Source organism: Pseudomonas sp. WS 5059, from assembly GCF_012985525.1.
In the GTDB taxonomy this organism is placed as follows: domain Bacteria; phylum Pseudomonadota; class Gammaproteobacteria; order Pseudomonadales; family Pseudomonadaceae; genus Aquipseudomonas.
Genome location: NZ_JAAQWO010000006.1, coordinates 462498 through 484170 on the forward strand (window position 1 = coordinate 462498; position 21673 = coordinate 484170).

Sequence of the window (21673 nt, forward strand, 5' to 3'; positions counted from 1 at the left end):
ATCCTTTCCAAACGAAGTTGTATGGTTTTGTACTGCTCATCAAGAGCTATAGAAATCACGGACAACGCAGAAGTTCAGCCGGAAAACCCGCTATTTCACGAATTTTTCACAGGGCGAAGCTTCGCACAACGCCGCTGAATTTCCATAGTGTGGGTAGGATATTTCTGAGATGTTGCGGATCACCGCTGGTCCACAACTGCGCGGCCCGAGGATTGCCCTCGGCCAGCAGTTGACGCTCACCCAGCAGGCGTTGCAGTTGGCGCGCCACGGCCGCCCCGGTGTCGATCAGGATGATCGACGGTGGCAGCATCGTCGCCAGCAGTGGCTTGAGGAAAGGATAGTGAGTGCAACCAAGGATGATGGTGTCGCATCCGGCCTCGACCAGCGGCGCGACATAACCTTGCAGCATCTGGCACAGCGCCGGGCTGTCCAGGTCGCCGGCTTCGATCAGCTCCACCAGCCCCGGGCATGGCTGGGTAATCACCCGCACGTCGGTGGCAAAACGATCCAGCAGCGCAGCGAACTTGGCACTTTGCAGGGTGCCCGTAGTGGCCAGCACCCCGACCACACCGCTGCGGGTTGCGGCGGCGGCTGGCTTGACCGCTGGCTCCATGCCCACCAGCGGCCAGTCCGGGTAATCACTGCGCAAATCCGCGACCGCCGCCACGGTTGCCGTGTTGCAGGCAATCACAAAGGCCTTGGCGCCCTGCCCACGGAAAAACTCTGCGACCACCCGCGAACGTTCGCGAATGAATGCAGGGGTTTTCTCGCCATAGGGGATATGCCCGCAATCTGCCACGTACAGCAGCGATTCATGGGGCAACAACCGATGAATTTCGTCCAGCACCGACAGACCGCCGACACCGGAGTCGAACACACCAATCGGTGCATCCTTAACCATGCTGGCTACCGCAGACGCTGCAACCGGGGTCGCGCTTGACCCGCAGTTCGCGAAAACGTGTGCCCAGGGCGTCGATCAACAGCAGGCGCCCAACCAGCGGTGTGCCAAAGCCAGCCAGCAGCTTCAGGGCTTCCAGGGCTTGCAGGCTGCCGACCAGGCCTACCAATGGGCCGGCGACGCCGGCTTCGCTGCAGGTCAATTCGGTATCGCTGCCGTGCCCATATAAACAGTGGTAGCAGGGGCTTTCCGGGCGGCGTGGGTCGAACACCGAGAGCTGGCCTTCGAGGCGAATCGCCGCGCCGCTGACCAGGGGCTTGCCAGCCGCCACGCACGCCGCGTTCACCGCCTCACGGGTGGTGAAGTTGTCACAGCAGTCGAGCACCAGGTCCACATCGGCCACGGCGGCGGCCAGCGAGTCGGCGTCCAGCGCCGTGCGATGGGCAACCAGCCGGACCTCGGGGTTGATCGCGCTCAGGCGGCGGATGGCCGAGTCCACTTTGCTCAGGCCAACGCTGTCGGTGTCGTGGATGATCTGGCGTTGCAGGTTGGTCAGGTCGACGGTATCAAAGTCCGCCAGATGCAGCTCACCCACGCCGGCAGCCGCCAGGTACAGGGCCACCGGGGCACCGAGGCCGCCGAGACCGACGATCAGCACGCGGCTGTTTTTCAGGCGCAACTGGCCGTCGATGTCCACCTGTTGCAACAGGATCTGTCGGCTATAGCGCAACAGCTCCTGATCGGTCAGCACGGCCGGCGCCCCAGGCTGATGCGCTCGTGGCCGCCGAGGTCGATACGGCTGTGGACCTCTTCGAAACCTTGGGTCAGCAGCAAGTCACGCACGGCCGGGGCCTGGTCATAACCGTGTTCGAGCAGCAACCAGCCACCAGCCTCCAGGTGCTGCGGCGCCTGGGCGATGATCAGGCGCAGGTCGTCCAGGCCATCGTGGCCGGCCACCAGTGCGCTGGCCGGCTCGAAACGCACATCGCCCGCCACCAGGTGCGGATCGCTGTCGGCAATGTAGGGCGGGTTGCTGATGATCAGGTGATAGGTGTGATCTTTCAGGGCGCTGAACCAGTGACTGTTAAGCACCGTGACGTTATCCAGGTGCAAGCGCTGGCGATTGCGCTCGGCCAGGGCCACCGCTTCGAGCACGCGATCCACCGCCGTCACGCGCCAGGCCGGGCGCTCGCTGGCCAGGGCCAAGGCGATGGCGCCGCTGCCAGTGCCCAGGTCCAGGACAGTGGCCGGGGTGGCGGGCAACAACTCCAGGGCTGCTTCCACCAGCAACTCGGTGTCCGGGCGTGGGATCAGGGTGTGCGGCGCGACTTCCAGGTCGAGCTTCCAGAAGCCTTGCTGGCCGAGGATATAGGCCACCGGCTCACCGCTGCGGCGACGTTGCAGGTAATCGGCAAAGCGCAGCGCGTCTTCGCTGTTGACGATTTTTTCCGGCCAGGTGTGCAGGTAGCTGCGGGACTTGCCCAAGGCAGCGGCCAGCAGCAATTCGGCGTCCAGGCGGGCGGTAGGCGAATCTGGCAGGTCGGCGGCGCGCAACAAGCTGGCAATAATGGTCATTTATTCACCTATCGCGGCCAGTTGGTCGGCCTGGTATTCGGCGAGCAACGGCTCGATCACTGCGTCCACGCCACCGGCAAGGATTTCGTCCAGGGAATACAGGGTCAGGTTGACCCGATGGTCGGTGACCCGGCCCTGGGCGTAGTTATAGGTGCGAATGCGCTCGGAGCGGTCACCCGAGCCCACCAGCAACTTGCGCTCGCTGGCAATTGCGTTGGCCGCGGCGCTGGTCTGCTGGTCGTTGAGCTTGGCCGACAACCAGGACATGGCCCGCGCCCGGTTCTTGTGCTGGGAACGCTCTTCCTGGCACTCCACCACAATGCCGGACGGCAAGTGGGTGATGCGGATCGCCGAGTCAGTCTTGTTGACGTGCTGGCCACCGGCGCCCGATGAGCGATAAGTGTCGACGCGCAAGTCCGCCGGGTTGATTTCGATGGCTTCCTGCTCGTCCGGTTCTGGCAATACCGCCACGGTGCAGGCCGAGGTGTGGATACGGCCCTGGGACTCGGTGGCGGGCACACGTTGTACGCGGTGCGCGCCGGATTCGAACTTCAGCTTGCCGTAGACGTTCTCGCCTTCGACGCGGGCGATGATTTCCTTGTAGCCGCCGTGCTCGCCTTCGTTCTCGGAGAGGATTTCCACGCGCCAGCCGCGCCGCTCGGCATACCGCGAATACATGCGAAACAGGTCGCCGGAGAAGATCGCCGCCTCATCACCGCCGGTGCCGGCGCGGATTTCCAGGAAGACGTTGCGCCCATCGTTAGGGTCTTTGGGCAGCAGCATGCGTTGCAGGTCGCCTTCGAGCTCGACGAGCTTTTCCTTGGCTTCGCGGACTTCTTCCACGGCCATTTCACGCATGTCCGGGTCGCTGTCCTTGAGCAGCGCCTGGGCGCCTTCGAGGTCGGCCTGCACTTTGAGCAGTTGCGAATAGGTGGTCACGATCGGCTCAACTTCGGCGTATTCCTTGGAATAGGCACGGAACTTGGTCTGATCGGAAATAACCTCGCCGTCGCCGAGCAAGGCGGTCAGTTCTTCGAAACGGTCCTGGAGCACGTCCAGTTTATTGAGCAGTGACGCTTTCATTGCAGTTTTTTATCCGAAGAGCTGTCTGACGCGCCCTCACCGAGGGCAAAGAGTTCCTGGGCCATGGCCAGCGCATCGAGGCGGCCTTCGGCTGTCAGTTTTTTAAGCTGTACGCTGGGAGCATGCAACAGCTTGTTGGTGAGGCCACGGGCCAATTGCATCAAGATATCTTCAGCGTTGCCGCCATTGGCCAGCAGGCGCTGGGCCTTTATCAATTCCTCGTCACGCAGGCGCTCGCCTTGCTGGCGATAGGCCTTGAGCACATCCACGGCGGCCAGCTCGCGCAGGCGCACCATGAAGTCATCGGCGCCGATCGCGACCATTTCCTCGGCGGCCTGGGCAGCGCCCTGGCGGCTCTTGAGGTTTTCGGCGACCACTTCGTGCAGGTCGTCGACGCTATAGAGGTAAACGTCGTCCAACTCGCCGACTTCCGGCTCGATATCCCGGGGAACGGCGATATCCACCATGAAAATCGGCTTGTGCTTGCGCAGCTTCAGCGCGCTTTCCACCGCGCCCTTGCCAAGGATCGGCAACTGGCTGGCGGTGGAGCTGATGACGATATCGCTGCGCACCAGTTCCGCCGGGATGTCGGCGAGCAACACCGCGTGGGCGCCGAACTCTTCGGCCAGGATGCTGGCGCGCTCCAGGGTTCGGTTGGCCACCACAATCCGCTTGACCCCCAGGTCATGCAGGTGCCGGGCGACCAGGGTGATGGTCTCGCCGGCGCCGATCAGCAAGGCCTGGCTGCGTTGCAGGTCGCTGAAGATCTGCTTGGCCAGGCTGACAGCGGCGAATGCCACGGAGACCGGGTTTTCGCCAATCGCCGTATCGGTACGCACCTGCTTGGCCGAATTGAAGGTGGCCTGGAACAGACGCCCCAGCAACGGCCCCACGGTCCCGGCTTCACGGGCCACGGCGTAGGCCGATTTCATCTGGCCGAGGATCTGCGGCTCGCCCAAAACCAGGGAGTCGAGCCCGGATGCCACACGCATCATGTGACGAACTGCCGCATCATCTTCATGCACATAAGCGCTGGCGCGCAGGTCATCCAGGCTCAAATGATGGTAATCAGCCAGCCAGCGCAGCACCCCATCCGACGAAAGATGTTCCTGCTCTATATAGAGCTCACTGCGATTGCAGGTGGAAAGGATCGCAGCTTCGCGGCTGTCGGTGAGCCGGCACAGCTGCTGCAAAGCCTCAACCAACTGCTCCGGGGTAAACGCCACGCGCTCGCGGACGTCTACAGAAGCAGTCTTGTGGTTGATACCCAGAGCAAGGAAGGCCATTCAATATCGCTGATGATGTCGAGAAGCCGACAATTGTCCTACTTCGACTCATCCAGAACAACCACCGTCGTCTATTGTCCTAATGCCTTGTGTCTATAAAGGCGCCAATTGAGACTCGGTTATGTTTGGCCGAGGGCTTGTGTCATGATGATCCGACCGCAGGTTAGTCGTCCTCTTCCTATATGAATAGATCTTCCGCGTTGCTCCTTGCCCTTGCCTTCCTCGGCGGCTGCCAGTCCATGGCCCCCGTATCGCCGCAGAATCCTGCGCCGGTGGAAGACAGCACCCCCGCCCCTGAAAAACCCAAGGTTTATTCCTCGTTCAGCGAAGAAACAGTGTTCAGCCTGCTGAGCGCGGAGCTGGCCGGCCAGCGCAATCGTTTCGACATTGCCCTGGATAACTACGTGACCCAGGCCATCAACACCCAGGACCCAGGGATCTCCGAGCGCGCGTTTCGCATCGCCGAATACCTGGGCGCAGACCAGGCCGCCCTGGATACCGCGCTGATCTGGGCGAAAAACGCCCCGGACGACCTGGAAGCCCAGCGCGCCGCGGCGATCCAGCTGGCACGTGCCGGGCGCTACGACGACTCCATGGTCTATATGGAGAAAGTCTTGCAGGGCAAGGGCGACACCCATTTCGACTTCCTCGCCCTGTCGGCCGCCGACACCGACCAGGACACCCGCGATGGCCTGATGAAGAGTTTCGACCGCCTGCTGCAAAAGCACCCAAGCAATGGCCAGTTGGTCTTTGGCAAGGCGCTGCTGCTGCAACAGGATGATGAACCGCAAGCGGCTCTCAAGCTGCTGGAGCAGAACCCGCCGGAAGAAGGTGAAATCGCCCCGCTGCTGCTGCGCGCACGCCTGCTGCAAAGCCTCAATCGCGGCAAGGAAGCCTTGCCGCTGCTGCAAAAAAGCATCAAGAAGTATCCGGACGACAAGCGCCTGCGCCTGACCTACGCACGCATGCTGGTGGAACAGGACCGCATGGAGGACGCCAAGGTAGAGTTCGCCAGCCTGGTCCAGCAATACCCGGACGATGACGAATTGCGTTACTCCCTGGCACTGGTCTGCCTGGAAGCCAAGGCCTGGGAAGAAGCCAAGGGCTACCTCGAAGACCTGATCGCGCGGGAAAGCCATGTCGATTCGGCCCACCTGAATCTGGGGCGCATCGCCGAGGAACGGGATGACCCGCAAGGCGCACTGATCGAATACGCCCAGGTCGGCCCCGGCAATGACTATCTGCCGGCACAACTGCGCCAGGCCGATATCCTGATGAATAACGGCCGCACCGACGAAGCCGAAAAACGCCTGGCCGCTGCCCGTGATGCCGAGCCGGACTACGCTATTCAGTTGTATCTGATCCAGGCCGAAACCTTGTCGGCCAACAATCAGGGGGAGCGCGCCTGGAAAATCCTCGCCCAGGCCCTGCTGCAATACCCCGACGACCTGAACCTGCTGTACACCCGCGCCATGCAGGCCGAAAAACGCAATGACCTGGCCCAGATGGAAAAAGACCTGCGCCTGATCATCAAGCGCGACCCGGACAATGCCATGGCACTGAACGCCCTGGGCTACACCTTGTCAGACCGTACGACGCGCTATGCCGAGGCCAAGGCCCTGATCGAACAGGCCCACCAGCTCAACCCGGAAGACCCGGCGGTGCTCGACAGCCTGGGCTGGGTGAATTACCGCCTGGGCAACCTCGACGAGGCCGAACGCCTGCTGCGTCAGGCCCTGGAGCGGTTCCCCGACCAGGAAGTCGCCGCGCACCTGGGCGAAGTGCTCTGGGCCAAAGGCAACCAGCGCGAAGCCCGACAAATCTGGGCCAAGTTCCTCAAGGAACAACCCGACAGCCCTATCCTGCGCAGCACCATCAAGCGCCTGACCGGATCCGAGACTCTTTAATTCTATGTTTTTGCGCCACGCCATCGTTTTCAGTTTTATCGCCTTGCTCGCCGGTTGTGCGGGCTTCGGTGCCCGTGAGTCCGTCGAAGGCCAGGGCAACCCGGCTCAATGGCGACAGCACAAGGATCAGCTCAGCAGCATTGATGGCTGGCAGATCGAGGGCAAGATCGGGGTTCGCGCACCGAAGGATTCGGGCAGCGGCACCTTGTTCTGGCTGCAACGCCAGGACTATTACGACATCCGCCTCTCCGGCCCCCTGGGCCGTGGCGCTGCACGCCTGACCGGTCGACCGGGGCAAGTGAGCCTGGAAGTAGCCAACCAGGGCCGCTACGAAGCGCCGTCACCGGAGGCCTTGCTCGAAGAGCAGGTCGGCTGGAAGCTGCCAGTCTCGCACCTGGTCTGGTGGGTTCGCGGGCTGCCCGCACCTGACAGCAAGAGCCGCCTGAGCCTCAATGGCGACAGTCGCCTGGCCACCCTGGAACAGGATGGCTGGCAGGTTGAATACTTGAGCTACGTGGAACAAAGCGGCTACTGGCTGCCCGAACGTATCAAGCTGCACGGCTCCAACCTTGATGTCACGCTGGTGATCAAGGACTGGCAACCACGCAAACTGGGGCAGTGACATGACTGAACGCCTGACGCTGCCGTCCCCGGCCAAGCTCAATTTGATGCTGCACATCCTCGGTCGTCGTGAAGACGGCTACCACGAGTTGCAGACGCTGTTTCAATTTCTCGACTACGGCGACGAGATGACCTTCGCCGTGCGCGACGATGGCGTGATTCAACTGCACACCGAATTTGCCGATGTACCCCACGACAGCAATCTGATCGTGAAGGCCGCAAAAAAACTTCAGCAGCAATCCGGTTGTACGCTGGGCATCGATATCTGGATCGATAAAATCCTGCCCATGGGCGGCGGCATCGGCGGCGGCAGCTCGAATGCCGCGACCACCCTGCTCGGTCTCAATCACTTATGGCAACTGGGTTGGGACGAAGATCGCCTGGCCGCACTGGGCCTGACCCTGGGCGCCGACGTCCCGGTTTTTGTGCGTGGACACGCCGCATTTGCTGAGGGTGTCGGGGAAAAACTCACACCCGTAGACCCCGAAGAGCCGTGGTATGTCGTGCTTGTTCCGCAAGTATCTGTAAGTACAGCAGAAATTTTTTCAGATCCGTTGTTGACACGTAACTCTTCTCCCATTAAAGTGCGCCCCGTTCCCAAGGGAAACAGTCGAAATGACTGCTTACCGGTGGTAGCAAGGCGTTATCCAGATGTACGTAACGCTTTGAATTTGTTAGGTAAATTTACCGAAGCAAAACTCACCGGAACTGGAAGTTGTGTGTTTGGGGGCTTCCCAAACAAAGCTGAAGCTGATAAAGTCTCGGCCCTTCTTACAGAGACCCTTACAGGGTTTGTAGCAAAGGGAAGCAACGTTTCGATGTTGCATCGCAAGTTGCAAAGTCTGCTCTAAAGGAACCGAGTACTGGGTACTCGTTGCAACAGATACAGGGGCGTCGCCAAGCGGTAAGGCAGCAGGTTTTGATCCTGCCATGCGTTGGTTCGAATCCAGCCGCCCCTGCCATTTTCTATACTCATCCAGGTTACCCTCAGCCTCTAGGTACTGCGCGTGTCCAAGATGATGGTCTTTACGGGGAATGCCAACCCCGATCTGGCTCGGCGTGTTGTACGTCAGCTGCATATCCCTCTCGGTGACATCTCTGTCGGTAAATTTTCCGATGGCGAGATTACAGCCGAGATCAATGAAAATGTCCGCGGTAAAGATGTTTTCATTATTCAGCCGACTTGCGCTCCGACCAACGATAACCTGATGGAACTCGTCGTGATGGCTGATGCCTTCCGCCGCTCCTCAGCGACTCGAATCACAGCTGTAATCCCTTACTTTGGTTATGCCCGTCAGGATCGCCGTCCGCGTTCTGCACGTGTGGCTATCAGCGCGAAAGTCGTCGCTGACATGCTGACCGTGGTAGGTATCGACCGTGTTCTCACGGTTGACCTGCACGCTGACCAAATCCAGGGGTTCTTCGATATTCCAGTAGATAACATCTACGGCTCCCCCGTCCTGGTGGATGACATCGAAGACCAGCGCTTTGAAAACCTGATGATCGTGTCCCCGGACATTGGTGGCGTCGTGCGTGCACGGGCTGTTGCCAAATCCCTGGGCGTGGACCTCGGGATCATCGACAAACGCCGTGAGAAAGCCAATCACTCTGAAGTGATGCATATCATCGGTGATGTCGAAGGGCGTACCTGTATTCTGGTCGATGACATGGTCGATACCGCCGGCACCCTGTGCCACGCGGCAAAAGCCTTGAAAGAGCACGGTGCGGCTAAAGTCTTCGCCTACTGCACACACCCTGTGCTGTCGGGCCGAGCGATCGAGAACATCGAGAACTCCGTGCTGGACGAACTGGTGGTGACCAACACCATCCCGTTGTCCGCAGCTGCTCAAGCCTGTGCGCGTATCCGTCAACTGGATATCGCCCCGGTTGTTGCTGAGGCGGTTCGCCGTATCAGCAATGAAGAATCGATCAGCGCGATGTTCCGCTAAGGGTCAAACCTTGGCAGCATCAACCTGACGAAAAGCGCCCCGCCCCAGCACTCTGCTGGGGCGGGGCTTTTTTGCCCATATCGCCTTTAGCGCTGGTCGCAAACGCTGGGGCGAATGTGGTTATTTTGGAGATACAACATGAACGATTTTACTTTGAATGCTGAAGTGCGTTCCGACCTGGGGAAAGGTGCGAGCCGCCGCCTGCGTCGTCTCGCAAGCCTGGTTCCAGCTGTAGTCTACGGTGGCGAAAAAGCCCCTGAATCCATCAGCATGCTGGCTAAAGAAATTGCCAAACTGCTCGAAAACGATGCGGCCTACAGCCACATCATCGAGCTGAACGTAGGTGGCAAAAAGCAGAACGTCATCATCAAGGCCCTGCAACGTCACCCAGCTAAAGGCCACGTGCTGCACGCTGACTTCGTACGCGTTGTAGCCGGTCAGAAACTGACCGCTATCGTACCTGTGCACTTCGTTGGCGAAGCTGCTCCGATCAAGAAAGGCGGCGAAATCTCGCACGTTGTAGCCGAGATCGAAGTGACCTGCCTGCCGAAAGACCTGCCTGAGTTCATCGAAGTCGACCTGTCGGCTGCTGAAATCGGCGACATCATCCACCTGTCCGACCTCAAGGCGCCTAAAGGCGTTGAGTTCGTCGCACTGGCTCACGGTGATGACAAAGCTGTTGCAAACGTTCACGCTCCGCGCGTTGCACCAGAAGCTGAAGAAGGCGCTGCAGAGTAATTCACTCTGTAATGCCGGAGCTTGAGGAAACATCGCGGACCGAAACGTAGCGAGAAAGCGGGCGATAACGCGGCGTTTACTCTTGAGTAAATGATCTCTTGTTGTCCACTTTCGCCGCCCGTTGGTTGCGGCGATGTTATCCACAACTCCAAAGGAAGGGCCCCTGTCGTGACTGCCATTAAACTGATCGTTGGCCTGGGAAATCCAGGCGCCGAATACGAACAGACCCGGCATAACGCGGGGGCCCTTTTTGTTGAGCGTATCGCCCACGCCCAAGGTGTAAACCTTGTGGCCGATCGCAAATATTTTGGCCTGACCGGGCGCTTCTCGCATCAGGGTCAGGATGTTCGTCTGCTGATTCCCACCACCTACATGAACCGCAGCGGCCAGGCTGTCGCGGCGCTTGCGGGCTTCTTCCGGATCAAACCCGAGGAAATCCTGGTGGCCCATGACGAACTGGACCTGCCACCCGGCGTTGCCAAGCTCAAGCAAGGCGGCGGCCACGGCGGTCATAATGGCCTGCGCGACATCATCGCGCAGTTGGGCAATCAGAATACGTTCTACCGCCTGCGGCTCGGCATTGGCCACCCAGGCGTTGCCAGTATGGTTTCAAATTTCGTCCTGGGTCGTGCGCCACGCGCCGAACAGGAAAAACTCGATGCCAGCATCGATTTTGCCCTCGGCGTGCTGCCGGATATCTTCGCCGGTGAATGGAACCGTGCGATGAAAAACCTGCACAGCCAGAAGGCCTGACTCTTATCCGAGGGGAAACACCATGGGATTCAATTGCGGCATCGTCGGCCTACCTAACGTCGGCAAGTCCACCCTGTTCAACGCCCTGACCAAGTCCGGTATTGCGGCGGAGAACTTCCCCTTCTGCACCATCGAACCCAACACCGGTATCGTGCCAATGCCCGATCCGCGCCTGGAGGCCCTGGCGGCCATCGTCAATCCCAAGCGCATCCTGCCGACCACCATGGAGTTCGTCGACATCGCAGGCCTGGTAGCCGGTGCGTCGAAAGGTGAAGGCCTGGGCAACAAGTTCCTCGCCAACATCCGCGAGACCGATGCCATCGCCCACGTGGTCCGCTGCTTTGAAGACGAGAACGTGATCCACGTCTCCAACAGCGTCGACCCGAAACGCGATATCGAGATCATCGACCTGGAACTGATCTTCGCCGACCTCGACAGCTGCGAAAAGCAACTGCAAAAGGTCACGCGCAACGCCAAGGGCGGCGACAAGGACGCAGTGGTCCAGAAGGCCCTGCTTGAGCAGCTGATCGCACACTTCACCCTGGGCAAGCCTGCACGCAGCCTGATGAAGAGCATGAGCACCGACGAAAAGGCCGTGATCAAAGGCTTCCACCTGCTGACCACCAAGCCTGTGATGTACATCGCCAACGTGGCTGAAGACGGTTTTGAAAACAACCCGCTGCTCGACGTGGTCATGGCCATTGCCGAAGAAGAAGGCGCGATGGTTGTACCGGTGTGCAACAAGATCGAAGCGGAAATCGCCGAGCTGGAAGACGGCGAAGAGAAAGACATGTTCCTCGAGGCCCTGGGCCTGGAAGAGCCTGGCCTGAACCGCGTGATCCGTGCGGGCTACGAAATGCTGCACCTGCAGACCTACTTCACTGCCGGTGTCGAAGAAGTGCGTGCCTGGACCGTCAAGGTTGGCGCCACCGCGCCACAGGCTGCGGGTGTGATCCACACCGACTTCGAAAAAGGCTTTATCCGCGCCGAAGTGATCGCCTACAACGACTTCATCCAGTTCAAGGGCGAAGCCGGGGCCAAGGAAGCCGGCAAATGGCGCCTGGAAGGCAAGGAATACATCGTCAAGGATGGCGATGTGATGCACTTCCGCTTCAACGTATAACGCTTCACCGGCGGCCTATGCCCCCACAAAAAAAGCCGATGCCCAGCATCGGCTTTTTTTATGGCCGCACCAATAACGACGCCGATCTCCAACAGTTCAAGCGGCCCATGAAACATCAAGCAATCGTTAAATATTTTTAATAAAGACATCTAAAAAACAGGACGCAACCACTTCAAGCATGAGATTTGCTTAATCAATAACATTCATAAATCATTTAAGACTTCTCCTACCAACAGCTACAAATAACCTTCCTACAAAAACTTGAATATTTCCCAAGAACAACGCCCTAAACACTTAAAGCACAACAGCGGCGCATTCCAACATCCTTTCGCGATGACAACCTGGATATTTTGCGGTCTACTGGTCAATATCATTCGCTAATTCAAACAATAGTGAAGCGACAACTCTATTGGAGCAATAGCAATATGTCGGCCTCCTATCAGAACGAAGTTGAAACAGATACGCCATTCAACGAATACCCAGACATCGAAACAACTATCATAAATACCGCCCCGCTCAACATTGACATGCTGCTGCTGGGGGAAACGGGGACGGGTAAGGACACCTTGGCGCAACGTGTTCATTGCTTATCGGGGCGGCGGGGGAATTTCGTCGCACTCAACTGTGCGGCAATACCGGAGAGCCTTGCCGAAAGCCAACTGTTCGGTGTCAACAGCGGGGCCTACACAGGGGCGATGCAGTCACGTGCAGGTTCTGTCGAGGCCGCGCACCTGGGGACCTTGTATCTTGACGAAATAGACAGCATGCCGCTGACCCTGCAGGCCAAATTGCTGCGGGTGTTGGAGTCGCGGGGGGTTGAGCGCCTGGGCTCAACCCGATTTATTCCAGTGGATATGCGCGTGATCGCCTCCGCGCAGCAATCCTTGCATGAGATGGTCGAGCAAGGAGCGTTCAGGCGCGATCTGTACTTTCGCCTGAACGTGGTCAACATCAACCTGCCGCCCCTGCGCGAGCAACGAGATCGCATCATCCCCTTGTTCCTGAAAATGATCCGGCAGGAGGCCGAGTATTTCAAATGCCCTGTGCCGGCCCCCCCCAGCCACCTGTTAACACAATTACTGTGTCATCCCTGGCGGGGGAATGTCCGCGAGCTGCGTTCGACGGCCAAGCGTTTCGTCCTGGGGTTAGCCCCCCTTTGCGTCCCCGAGGCAGCGCGCGCAGACATGAACATGCCTCTCAAGGAGCGGCTACAGCAGATAGAAAAATCACTGATTGAAGCCTCACTGAACCGCCACGCCCACAACGTCGACGTGGTGGCCATCGAACTAGGCGTTGCCAAGCGCACACTTTATTACCGGATGAAACAACTGGAAATATCACTGACCTGAGTACCTTGCACAACTCACCCGCACGGCGCTGAAAAAGTTACACCTTTTGAAATACACCCTCCAGAAACACGTGGAACGCATACATCTTCTGCGCCACATAAATCATGGAACAGCGAAACTGGATGTGACACACCACCTCTCAGGATCGCCCTATTCCAGTGAGATCAACGTTAAGTACGGAGTAAAAAATATGAGTATCGGTTCTATTGGCTCTTCCGGATCTAACCCTTACGGCAGCGGCGCTGGTGGTATGAGTGTAGAACAGGCCGACGCGGGCCTTGAAGCCGCAGAAGCAAAAAAGAGGGCAGATGGTGTGAAAAACGCTTGGAAAACTGCGGAGAACCAAAATACCGCAGGTATAAAAACAGCCGCTGACGCACTCCGTTTGTAATCAGTCCGGCAGCCCTCTGGCCTTCCTGGTGCTTGATAGCGGGAAGGCCACTTAAAGTCTGCGCTACACCTCCCCTCCTGAGTACTTACGTAATAGGCGCCATATGTTTATAGGAAGAGTAAGTTCTTTTGAAGAGAATAATCTTGCTGGCGCCGCAAGCGCACAAGACTCATCTGTCTCTAGTACCGACGTGAACTTTTTTGCCTCAATCATGGCACCGTCAATGCCGGCAAATTCGACGACAACTTATACGACGCCACAAAGTATGCTTTCCGAGGCATCAGGCAAACTATCCTCCGTAACCCAACGCATGACCAAAAGTCTGCGTGCCCTGAGTGGCGACGATAAGTTTGACGAAGCGCGCAAATACCCGGACCAACTGTCCGATACGCTATTGCTCACGCATTTACTCGTCAAGAGTGTCGGTAAAACCGCACAATGCGTGGATAAAATCTGCAATCTTCAGTAGATAAACATGACTCGCACCCTGCGTATTGCATTAGTTCTAGCGCTTTCATTTATGCTCAATGCCTGTAGTGAACGTGTCGAACTTCACCGTCAACTCTCTGAGCAGGAAGCCAACGAGGTCCTCGCGGAGTTGGCAGACAAACATATACGCGCCAGCAAAGTTCCCGCCAAAGACGGTGTTGTCGTGATGGTCAACGCATCCGACATCGGGCGCGCCGTACGTACCCTGGATGCAGTGGGATTGCCCAAGGCCGCCCGCGCCACCATGGGCGAGACGTTCCGCAAGGAAGGGGTCATCTCGACCCCGCTTGAGGAACGGGCGCGCTATATCTATGCCTTGTCCCAGGAGCTGGAAACAACGCTGTCGAATATCGACGGAGTCATCGTCGCCCGGGTACACGTGGTGTTGCCCGAGCGAGTCGCACCGGGTGAACCGGTGCAACCCGCCTCCGCATCGGTGTTCATCAAACACGATCCCCGGCTCGACCCCGACAACATCCAGGCCCGTGTGCGCCGGCTGGTTGCCAGCAGTATCCCTGGCATGACCAACACTGCCGAAAACCCGCAAAAATTGACCGTGGTATTCGTCCCGGCAACGGCCTACATGGAGCAGCAACGCCTGGCCTATTTCGGTCCATTCCTGGTTCCCGGGGACGACATTGGATTTTGGCGGGCCAGTGTCACATTCACCCTGATCGTTTTGGTGCTGCTGATTATCGCTGTAACGTTCTGGCGGATCCGAGGCCAGCGCGTACTACCGCCGCCATCCCCTAACGCCCCGGCCCACGCGCCCGATGAGTAACCTGGCTTGGGTCCAGTGGTGGGCAACCCCCTGGATGTATTCGCGTGAAGATTGGAGAGCGGCTGATGAACACCCTGCGCTGAATGGGCTGTATCGCAGTCGGCATTCATGGGTAGGCAAGATATACGGCATCGCCCCCTGCCTACCTCCTCCGCCCCAGCCCACCCTGCTTCAATTGGCGCTCGCCTCGCCGGACCAACTGGACCTGGTGCTGGCATTGGTCGACAGCACGTGTCGCCCGAGCCACGCCAGCCTATTGAATGAAAGCCTCCTCCAGTGGTGCAACCGACTCTCCAAGGCGTTGCCTGCAGATATGTTGTTGTCCGATGACGACCCCCTGCAATTACTACGAACCTGGGTCAGCCCGCCAACCTGGCAGAGAATCAGATTGAGGTTTTCTCGCAGGCGCGTCTTGGAGCTGGAGAAAAACGCCCTTTCGCTGGGCGACTCGTACAGTCGCCTCGATACCCTTTGGCACGCCGTAGTCTGGCGGATTGCAACGATCAACAGCGACGGTAAAGCGCCTTACGCCAAGGACCATGGAGACTGAAAACGATGTTTTGCCGACACAAAATCGACTTGCCCAAAGGTGCCGCTGCCACTCCCGAAACCCTGATCCCCCGCGAAACGCTGGCGGGTTATGCCCAGGCCAACACTGTGTTGGAACACGCCAAGGCCCAGGCCAGGAAATTGCTGAAGTTGGCAGAAAAGCAGCGTGAAAAGCTCCTGGAACAGGCCGGCCTTGAGATCTGGCAACGTGCCGATGCGCAGTTCAAACGCTGGGAAGTCGAGCGCCAGGCGATGTACGACAACCTTGAGCGCTATGCCTCGTCTATCGCCAACCAGGCTATTGATCTGCTGCTCGAAGAAACGCCCCCAGCACAACGCATGGCGGCCCTGATCAAGCAATTGATGGCAAGCCAGGTTCCGCTGGTCAAGGCGGCTTTGCTATGCCATCCACAGGAACTGGAAGCCGCCAGGCACTTCCTGGCCGGCCACAACAATACGCTCTGGGCGTTGCGTGCTGACGATACGGTCAAACCTCAAACACTGCTGCTACAGACCGAAGAGGGAGACTTCTGTATCGGCTGGGCCGCCATGCGCGATAGTTTCCAGGAACAAAGCGACAAGTTCTTGAGCAGCTGATTTTAAACACGCATATGTATCCAAAATAAATGGCTACATCTGGAACCAATTCGAAATACAAACCACAGAGAGGAAACACAAGAGGAGCGAAGCCATGAACTACTACGAAGGTTATAGAGCACGACTTGTACAGGATGCGAAGCTCACTAGAAACGATGTCCGCGACTTGATGGAAGACAACTCTGGATCTGAGGAAGATATGGCTTTGTTCTACGAACTTCTGAGGAAGAATCGCAAATCCGAATACGTTTACACCGAGCATATTAGAGCCAGGCATATGCTGCTCAAGTCTGGCCTGGACAGCGGGCAGTAAATTGAAGGAGCTACTTTGCAACTGGTTGAACAGCCGCACTGAAGAACTAATACTGTTTGAGGATGACGACGAAATAATCCTCAGCCGCGGTTCTGACACCCTGTTACTGCGCGTCCAACTGACCTCAAGCCGGCCTGACAAATCACACCTCCACACCTGGATGCGCCTGGGCAATGCAAGCCTGAGTCACTTTCAGGGAGCGCTCGCCCAGGCGCCTGCAACGGGTGTGCTCTGGCTCGTCCAGTGTCTACCGCACAGCGCCGGCGAAAAGCATCTATTGGACAGTCTCGAAGCCCTGCTCAACCAGCGCGATACCTGGCGCGCAATGATTACGCGCCTCACAAAACCAACCCCAAGGTTCCAGCCCACGTCACTCCGATCGCTGCCGCACTAATCAGGGAACGCTCCATGTATAACAAAAACCACAAGCGCACTTGCTTGCGCGCCGTCTCGCCTGCATCCCCCCAAAAAAGCCGCCGTTGGTGCTGCCTGCTGGTGCTGCCCTGGTTGCTGGCGCCCTTGCAGAGCCCCCTCGCCGCTATCCCCGCCGAATGGAAAAACACCGCATACGCCTATGAAGCCGAACATAAGCCGGTGCGCGATGTACTGGAGGATTTCGCCCAGACCTTTGGCACGCAATTGCAGATCGACGGCCTGCTGGAGGGCAACGTCAATGGCAAGATACGCGCCAACACCCCGCAGTCGATGCTCGATAGGCTGGGGGTAGAACACCGCTTCCAGTGGTACATGTACAACAACACGCTGTACATCAGCACCCTGGACCAGCAAGAGTCCGCGCGCCTGGAGGTGGCCGCCGAGACCGTGGCTGACTTGAAGCAGGCATTGACCGATATTGGCCTGCTCGATAGCCGCTTTGGCTGGGGCGAACTGCCCGACGATGGCGTGGTGCTGGTCTCAGGCCCCAAGCGCTATATCGAGCAGATCAAGAACTTCAGCAGCCAGCGTAAATCTCCCGACGAAAAACAGAGCGTGCTGACGTTCCCGCTCAAGTTCGCCAACGCGGCGGACCGCCCGATTGATTACCGTGGCGAAAAGCTGGTCATCCCGGGGGTTGCCAGCATGTTGCGCGGGTTATTGGAGCCTCGCGATGCCTCGGCACTGTCGTCAATGAACCCGCGCCCCACCTCGTCATCGCAGCCTTCGCCCATAACCCCGATCCTGCCCCGCCTGGGCAACCCGATGCTGGACCAGATGCTCGGCTCGCAAGCGTCCCTGGGGCAGACGGGGCCAAGCATGGCGCTCACATCCCGGGCACCGCCTGCCCGAGGCAAGATCCGTGTCGAGGCCGATGTGCGTAACAACGCGGTATTGATCTATGACCTGCCAGAGCGCCAGACAATGTACCGCGAACTGATCGCTCAACTCGATGTGGCACGCAAGCTGGTGGAGATAGACGCCATCATCCTTGATATCGAGCGCACGCAACTGCGCGAGTTCGGGGTCAACTGGGGCTTTCAGAACAGTCGCTTTCGCGCCGGTGTGAACATGGCGCCCGGCACCTCCGCGCAAATATCGATCGAGAACCGTGACCGTTTCTACGCCGACATCCGGGCCCTGGAGGCCAAGGGACTGGCGACCATGGTGTCCAACCCGTCAGTGTTGACCCTGGAAAACCAGCCGGCGGTGATTGACTTCAATCGCACCCAGTACCTGACCGCCGGCGTCGAAAACGCAACCATCTTGCCCATCACCGTGGGCACCAGTTTCCAGGTGGTGCCGCGGGTCATCACCTCGCGCGGCAGCCACCAGGTCTATCTGGCGGTGGATATCGAGGACGGCAACTTCGACGAGTCCAACCCTGAGCGCATCGGCCCCGATGTGCGCCGGGGCAAGGTCAGCACCCAGGCGGTGATGGCGGAAAAACGCTCGCTGGTGGTCGGCGGGTTCCATGTCACCGAAAGCGCCGACCAGAAAAACAAAGTGCCGGTACTGGGGGATATTCCCTTGCTGGGCAAGGCGCTGTTTTCTTCAACCCAGCGCAAAAACAACCGGCGTGAACGCCTGTTTATCCTGACCCCACGGGTGATCGGCGACCAGGCCGACCCGTCACGCTACTTGCCCCAGGACGACCAGGTGGAACTGCAAGCAGCCCTCAAGCCGCTGGCCAGGCGCTATGCCGGGCACCCGCCGGTGATCAAGCGCAGCGAGATCACCAGCGCCCTCGCCCACCTCGTCACCGGCCAGGTACCCGATGCGTTCAAGGCCGCGCCCATGCCCCTGGGCCTGAACACCTTGTGCAACCCTCGCGAGTTGCTGGCGCTCAATACCGAACGCAGCCAGTGGTACGCCGGCCCGCAGTTCAACGTGGCGGTGGTGGTGATGCGCAACCAGTTCAAACGCAACGTGCGCATCGATGAAAACGAATGCAGCAACGCCCAGACCCTGGCCGTCAGCGTCTGGCCACGGGCCTGGCTCAAGCCGGGCGAAGAGGCTGAGGTGTTCATCGCCATGCGCCCGGTGGTCAAGGATGAACACATCGGTATCTCCCGCCCGTCCCTGCTCACCCCAACACGGAAGACTGCGCCATGAAACAACCACTCGCCGGCATCACCCTCTTCGCACTGGCTCTGTTGATGGGCGGTTGTACACCAACGTGCAAAGGTGACTCCTGTTCACGGCCACAATCGAGCGCCGGCAAGCTGGTGGTCTGGTGGCCGCCGCAGATGCGGGTCGAACCCGGCCCCTCGGGCGAAAGGGCCGATTACCAGACGATCTCGCTGGAGCAATGACAAGCATGGGATTGCCCGACGAGGGTGCGCGTCGCCAGGTACTCCTGGACAACCTGGTAAGCGGCAATGCCGCCTACCAGTCGCTGTGTCCGGGCATTGGCCTATGCCGTCTGAATGCCGGGCGCCAAGCTGGCCTGGCCTTGCAGATTGCGCCTGAGGCGTTGCAGCCTGGCCAGTTGGACCAGGTGCTGAAGCGGCGCTTTGCCCACGCGATCGGGTTCGATGGCTGCTTTGTCTATCTCGATGCCAAGGGCAGCCTGGTGATCTGGCATGCATGGTCGCCAAAAGGCCATTCGCACGATGACATCGTCAGCCGGCTGCTCTCCCTGGCCAGGCTCGAGGCCCTGGATGTGCACCGCGCGCCCTAGCGGCGCGCCAACTCCGGCAGCTCCAGGGTCTGGCGCTTGGCCTCATCATCCAGCTCACGCAAGGTGCGATAGATCAACGCCACCGCCTGCAAGGTCTCCCGCGGGATCGGCGCGCCCAACTTGCGTTCATACAACATGCGCGCCAACCACACACACTGGATCACCGGCACATCAGCAGCCTTGGCCCGGCCAATCAGTTTGCGGGCCTGGGCATCCGTGCCCTTGTCGACCAACATGGGCAGCGGCGTCTTGCCAGGCCTGTAGTACAGCGCCACGGCATAGTGCGTCGGGTTGACCACCAGCATGTCGGACTCTTCAAGCTTGGGCAGCTTGACCTTGGGTTCTTCCTGGGCGAGTTGATAGGCCAGGGAGCGGCGCTGGCCCTTGACGTGAGGATCGCCCTCCATGTCTTTGTACTCCTTGACCACCTCCACCTGGGTCATACGCATGCGCTTGGCAAAGAAGTACTTCTGCATGGCCAGGTCGACCAGCGCGAGCACCAGCAGCAGCCCGAGGCAGGCGTGCAGCAAATGGCGGAACAAGGTAATCAGCGCCACGATGTAGCTTTGCAGGTCGCTGGTGGCGAGGTTGATCAGCACCCCCAAGGACGGGGTGATCACCACATACAGAATCAACGAGAGCAGCAATGCCTTGGCGAGCCCCATCAACAGGTTGATCACTGACTGGGCAGAAAACATCTGCTTGACCTGATTGAGCGGGTTGAGGCGATTGAAGTCCGGCTTCAAGCTCTCCGGAGCGAACAAAAAACCGAACTGCAGCCAACTGCTCATCAGCTTCACGGCAATCGCTACCCCACACATCAACAGGCCGAACGAAAAAAACACCACCAGGCCGTCCATCAACACTTCTTCCAGGGCGCGAACAAACGGTTGGCCAATGCGCGAAAACGGCAGCGCCATCAACTGCTGGAAGCGCTGCAGGCTGGTTTGGGCAGTAAACAGGGCGATCTCGCTGATCGCGGTAAGCACCAATAACTTGGCCACGTCCTGGCTCTGTGCGACCTGGCCTTTCTTGCGTTGGTCCTTGAGTTTCTTGGGGGTCGCCGCGTGTTTTTTCTCGCCTGAGTCACTCATGACCCCACGCCCCCAATCATCACGCCCAGGGAGTGCTTGAGGTCGAGCAAAAGGCCCATGCGCCCGGCGATCAAATCTTCCAACAGGGGAAAGTACAGCAGTAAAAAGGCCAGGCCTGCCAGGCTCTTGGCCGGCATGGCCAGGGTCGACACCTGCAACTGCGGGCTGTAGAGCCCCAGCAGGGCAAAGCCGAACTCCAGCAGCAACAGCACCGCGATGAACGGCGCGGCGTAGAGCATCATGTGCACGAAGGTATCGCCAAGCAGGCCCAGGAACACGCTGAAACCATTGACTGCGGGCAGTGGCACCCAGGCCGTGGGTGGCCAGATCAGATAGCTGTCCCAAATCACCTGCGTCAACGCCCCCAGCCCGAGGGTGGTGATCAACAGAAAAATCGCCAACTGCTTGAACAGATGCCCGACCGGCGTGGCATCCGGCCCCAGCGAGGGGTTGAGTTGCCCGCCCGCCAAGGCGCCTCGCTGGTTATCGAGCAACGCGCCGACCGACTCGACCATCCAGAACGGCATGAACAGCAACACCCCCAGCAACAGGCCCAGGGCCGCTTCCTTGAGCACCAGCCCGGCAAGCAGCAGCGCCGAGTAATCCTTGCCCATCAACGCGGCATGGATGCCGGGCGTGGGGAACAAGGCCAGCACCATCACAATCGTGTGCCGGGTCATGCCGCGCACATGCTGGAAACAAAACGCCGGCACCAGGAACATGCAGGGGTAGATGCGGGCCATGCTGATCAGCAGGCTGGGCAAAAATTCCAGATAAAGGAGCAAAGGCTGTTCCTCAGTTCAGTGCCGAGCGGGCAATCATGTCGAAGGTCATATTGATCAGTTGAATCAACTCCACGCCGATCCAGCGCCCGGTCAATATCAGGGTTATGCCGACGGCAACCAGCTTGACCCCAAAGGGCAAGGTCTGGTCCTGCACCTGCATCAGGGCCTGCACCAGGGACGTCATCACCCCGACAATCACCGCGACGATCAGCGGCGGCGCCGAGAGCACCACCACCAGCAGCATGCCCTGCTTGAACAGCACGATCGGTTCCAT

At 59.1% G+C, this 21673-nt stretch carries 24 protein-coding genes and 1 tRNA gene; 17 read left to right on the plus strand and 8 right to left on the minus strand.

The window, feature by feature from the left end; genetic code table 11:
* Window positions 1-106: 106 nt before the first annotated feature.
* From murI to hemA, 5 genes are read right to left on the minus strand one after another with little or no spacing between them, the layout of a single operon-like run.
* Window positions 107-901 (minus strand): glutamate racemase, encoded by a 795-nt coding sequence (murI, locus tag HBO12_RS20160; RefSeq protein WP_170043036.1) that lies wholly within the window; start codon window positions 899-901, stop codon window positions 107-109.
* Window positions 894-1649: a molybdopterin-synthase adenylyltransferase MoeB gene (locus HBO12_RS20165; RefSeq protein WP_169954859.1), complete on the minus strand. Its 756-nt coding sequence runs from the start codon at window positions 1647-1649 to the stop codon at window positions 894-896. The genes murI and HBO12_RS20165 overlap by 8 nt, the downstream gene beginning before the upstream one ends.
* Window positions 1643-2473 carry a peptide chain release factor N(5)-glutamine methyltransferase gene (gene prmC, locus HBO12_RS20170; protein WP_169954858.1) on the minus strand — a complete coding sequence of 277 codons (831 nt, stop codon included), beginning with the start codon at window positions 2471-2473 and terminating at the stop codon, window positions 1643-1645. The genes HBO12_RS20165 and prmC overlap by 7 nt, the downstream gene beginning before the upstream one ends.
* Entirely contained in the window at window positions 2474-3556 is a 1083-nt protein-coding gene (gene prfA / locus HBO12_RS20175) for a peptide chain release factor 1 (RefSeq protein ID WP_169954857.1), read from the minus strand.
* Window positions 3553-4842 (minus strand): glutamyl-tRNA reductase, encoded by a 1290-nt coding sequence (hemA, locus tag HBO12_RS20180; protein ID WP_169954856.1) that lies wholly within the window; start codon window positions 4840-4842, stop codon window positions 3553-3555. Before hemA ends, prfA begins: the two co-directional genes overlap by 4 nt.
* A 182-nt stretch (window positions 4843-5024) precedes the next feature.
* On the opposite strand from hemA, the gene HBO12_RS20185 reads away from it, so the two are divergent.
* The 17 genes from HBO12_RS20185 (at window position 5025) to HBO12_RS20265 (ending at window position 19520) form a co-directional block, all read left to right on the plus strand.
* Complete coding sequence (locus HBO12_RS20185; protein WP_170043037.1) at window positions 5025-6749, plus strand: tetratricopeptide repeat protein; 1725 nt, start codon at window positions 5025-5027, stop codon at window positions 6747-6749.
* 4 nt (window positions 6750-6753) lie between these two features.
* Window positions 6754-7371, plus strand: coding sequence for a lipoprotein insertase outer membrane protein LolB (lolB, locus tag HBO12_RS20190; RefSeq protein ID WP_070996768.1), 618 nt, complete (start codon window positions 6754-6756; stop codon window positions 7369-7371).
* 1 nt (window position 7372) lies between these two features.
* Window positions 7373-8221, plus strand: coding sequence for a 4-(cytidine 5'-diphospho)-2-C-methyl-D-erythritol kinase (gene ispE / locus HBO12_RS20195; protein WP_170043038.1), 849 nt, complete (start codon window positions 7373-7375; stop codon window positions 8219-8221).
* A gap of 36 nt (window positions 8222-8257) precedes the next feature.
* Window positions 8258-8332: transfer RNA gene (locus HBO12_RS20200), tRNA-Gln, on the plus strand.
* 45 nt (window positions 8333-8377) lie between these two features.
* Window positions 8378-9319 (plus strand): ribose-phosphate pyrophosphokinase, encoded by a 942-nt coding sequence (locus HBO12_RS20205; protein ID WP_003171603.1) that lies wholly within the window; start codon window positions 8378-8380, stop codon window positions 9317-9319.
* A gap of 138 nt (window positions 9320-9457) precedes the next feature.
* Window positions 9458-10057, plus strand: a complete 600-nt coding sequence (locus HBO12_RS20210; protein WP_169954853.1) for a 50S ribosomal protein L25/general stress protein Ctc — start codon at window positions 9458-9460, stop codon at window positions 10055-10057.
* A gap of 168 nt (window positions 10058-10225) precedes the next feature.
* Window positions 10226-10810 (plus strand): aminoacyl-tRNA hydrolase, encoded by a 585-nt coding sequence (gene pth, locus HBO12_RS20215; RefSeq protein ID WP_003208389.1) that lies wholly within the window; start codon window positions 10226-10228, stop codon window positions 10808-10810.
* Between the two features lie 22 nt (window positions 10811-10832).
* Window positions 10833-11933 (plus strand): redox-regulated ATPase YchF, encoded by a 1101-nt coding sequence (gene ychF / locus HBO12_RS20220; protein WP_099167955.1) that lies wholly within the window; start codon window positions 10833-10835, stop codon window positions 11931-11933.
* A 425-nt stretch (window positions 11934-12358) separates the two neighbouring features.
* Window positions 12359-13282: a sigma 54-interacting transcriptional regulator gene (locus tag HBO12_RS20225; protein WP_170043039.1), complete on the plus strand. Its 924-nt coding sequence runs from the start codon at window positions 12359-12361 to the stop codon at window positions 13280-13282.
* A gap of 46 nt (window positions 13283-13328) precedes the next feature.
* Window positions 13329-13673 (plus strand): hypothetical protein, encoded by a 345-nt coding sequence (locus tag HBO12_RS20230; protein WP_169954852.1) that lies wholly within the window; start codon window positions 13329-13331, stop codon window positions 13671-13673.
* A 310-nt stretch (window positions 13674-13983) separates the two neighbouring features.
* On the plus strand, window positions 13984-14142 hold the full coding sequence (locus HBO12_RS20235) for a type III secretion system rspB (protein WP_169954851.1): 159 nt from the start codon (window positions 13984-13986) through the stop codon (window positions 14140-14142).
* 6 nt (window positions 14143-14148) lie between these two features.
* Window positions 14149-14943, plus strand: a complete 795-nt coding sequence (gene sctJ, locus HBO12_RS20240) for a type III secretion system inner membrane ring lipoprotein SctJ (protein WP_170043040.1) — start codon at window positions 14149-14151, stop codon at window positions 14941-14943.
* Window positions 14944-15498: 555 nt separating this feature from the next.
* Window positions 15499-16089: a type III secretion system stator protein SctL gene (gene sctL / locus HBO12_RS20245; protein WP_170043041.1), complete on the plus strand. Its 591-nt coding sequence runs from the start codon at window positions 15499-15501 to the stop codon at window positions 16087-16089.
* Between the two features lie 94 nt (window positions 16090-16183).
* Entirely contained in the window at window positions 16184-16402 is a 219-nt protein-coding gene (locus HBO12_RS20250) for a hypothetical protein (protein WP_169954848.1), read from the plus strand.
* A 408-nt stretch (window positions 16403-16810) separates the two neighbouring features.
* Window positions 16811-18952, plus strand: coding sequence for a type III secretion system outer membrane ring subunit SctC (gene sctC / locus HBO12_RS20255; RefSeq protein ID WP_170043042.1), 2142 nt, complete (start codon window positions 16811-16813; stop codon window positions 18950-18952).
* A complete protein-coding gene (hrpT, locus tag HBO12_RS20260; protein WP_169954846.1) occupies window positions 18949-19152 on the plus strand; it encodes an HrpT family type III secretion system protein in 204 nt (67 codons plus the stop codon). Before sctC ends, hrpT begins: the two co-directional genes overlap by 4 nt.
* A 5-nt stretch (window positions 19153-19157) precedes the next feature.
* Window positions 19158-19520: a transcriptional regulator gene (locus HBO12_RS20265; RefSeq protein ID WP_170043043.1), complete on the plus strand. Its 363-nt coding sequence runs from the start codon at window positions 19158-19160 to the stop codon at window positions 19518-19520.
* Here the strand turns inward: HBO12_RS20265 and sctU are convergent.
* From sctU to sctS, 3 genes are read right to left on the minus strand one after another with little or no spacing between them, the layout of a single operon-like run.
* Window positions 19517-20614: a type III secretion system export apparatus subunit SctU gene (gene sctU, locus HBO12_RS20270; protein ID WP_169954844.1), complete on the minus strand. Its 1098-nt coding sequence runs from the start codon at window positions 20612-20614 to the stop codon at window positions 19517-19519. The two genes, HBO12_RS20265 and sctU, sit on opposite strands and share 4 nt — an antisense overlap.
* Window positions 20611-21399, minus strand: a complete 789-nt coding sequence (sctT, locus tag HBO12_RS20275; protein ID WP_169954843.1) for a type III secretion system export apparatus subunit SctT — start codon at window positions 21397-21399, stop codon at window positions 20611-20613. Before sctT ends, sctU begins: the two co-directional genes overlap by 4 nt.
* 10 nt (window positions 21400-21409) lie before the next feature.
* Window positions 21410-21673 (minus strand): type III secretion system export apparatus subunit SctS, encoded by a 264-nt coding sequence (gene sctS / locus HBO12_RS20280; protein WP_169954842.1) that lies wholly within the window; start codon window positions 21671-21673, stop codon window positions 21410-21412.

What these genes read in the sequence shown, in the direction of transcription:
- murI (WP_170043036.1), bottom strand. Translation starts at nt 901, where the DNA reads ATGGTTAAGGATGCACCGATTGGTGTGTTCGACTCCGGTGTCGGCGGT.
- prmC (WP_169954858.1), bottom strand. Translation starts at nt 2,473, where the DNA reads ATGACCATTATTGCCAGCTTGTTGCGCGCCGCCGACCTGCCAGATTCG.
- prfA (WP_169954857.1), bottom strand. Translation starts at nt 3,556, where the DNA reads ATGAAAGCGTCACTGCTCAATAAACTGGACGTGCTCCAGGACCGTTTC.
- hemA (WP_169954856.1), bottom strand. Translation starts at nt 4,842, where the DNA reads ATGGCCTTCCTTGCTCTGGGTATCAACCACAAGACTGCTTCTGTAGAC.
- HBO12_RS20185 (WP_170043037.1), top strand. Translation starts at nt 5,025, where the DNA reads ATGAATAGATCTTCCGCGTTGCTCCTTGCCCTTGCCTTCCTCGGCGGC.
- lolB (WP_070996768.1), top strand. Translation starts at nt 6,754, where the DNA reads ATGTTTTTGCGCCACGCCATCGTTTTCAGTTTTATCGCCTTGCTCGCC.
- ispE (WP_170043038.1), top strand. Translation starts at nt 7,373, where the DNA reads ATGACTGAACGCCTGACGCTGCCGTCCCCGGCCAAGCTCAATTTGATG.
- HBO12_RS20210 (WP_169954853.1), top strand. Translation starts at nt 9,458, where the DNA reads ATGAACGATTTTACTTTGAATGCTGAAGTGCGTTCCGACCTGGGGAAA.
- ychF (WP_099167955.1), top strand. Translation starts at nt 10,833, where the DNA reads ATGGGATTCAATTGCGGCATCGTCGGCCTACCTAACGTCGGCAAGTCC.
- HBO12_RS20225 (WP_170043039.1), top strand. Translation starts at nt 12,359, where the DNA reads ATGTCGGCCTCCTATCAGAACGAAGTTGAAACAGATACGCCATTCAAC.
- HBO12_RS20235 (WP_169954851.1), top strand. Translation starts at nt 13,984, where the DNA reads ATGACCAAAAGTCTGCGTGCCCTGAGTGGCGACGATAAGTTTGACGAA.
- sctJ (WP_170043040.1), top strand. Translation starts at nt 14,149, where the DNA reads ATGACTCGCACCCTGCGTATTGCATTAGTTCTAGCGCTTTCATTTATG.
- sctL (WP_170043041.1), top strand. Translation starts at nt 15,499, where the DNA reads ATGTTTTGCCGACACAAAATCGACTTGCCCAAAGGTGCCGCTGCCACT.
- HBO12_RS20250 (WP_169954848.1), top strand. Translation starts at nt 16,184, where the DNA reads ATGAACTACTACGAAGGTTATAGAGCACGACTTGTACAGGATGCGAAG.
- sctC (WP_170043042.1), top strand. Translation starts at nt 16,811, where the DNA reads ATGTATAACAAAAACCACAAGCGCACTTGCTTGCGCGCCGTCTCGCCT.
- hrpT (WP_169954846.1), top strand. Translation starts at nt 18,949, where the DNA reads ATGAAACAACCACTCGCCGGCATCACCCTCTTCGCACTGGCTCTGTTG.
- HBO12_RS20265 (WP_170043043.1), top strand. Translation starts at nt 19,158, where the DNA reads ATGGGATTGCCCGACGAGGGTGCGCGTCGCCAGGTACTCCTGGACAAC.
- sctU (WP_169954844.1), bottom strand. Translation starts at nt 20,614, where the DNA reads ATGAGTGACTCAGGCGAGAAAAAACACGCGGCGACCCCCAAGAAACTC.
- sctS (WP_169954842.1), bottom strand. Translation starts at nt 21,673, where the DNA reads ATGGAACCGATCGTGCTGTTCAAGCAGGGCATGCTGCTGGTGGTGGTG.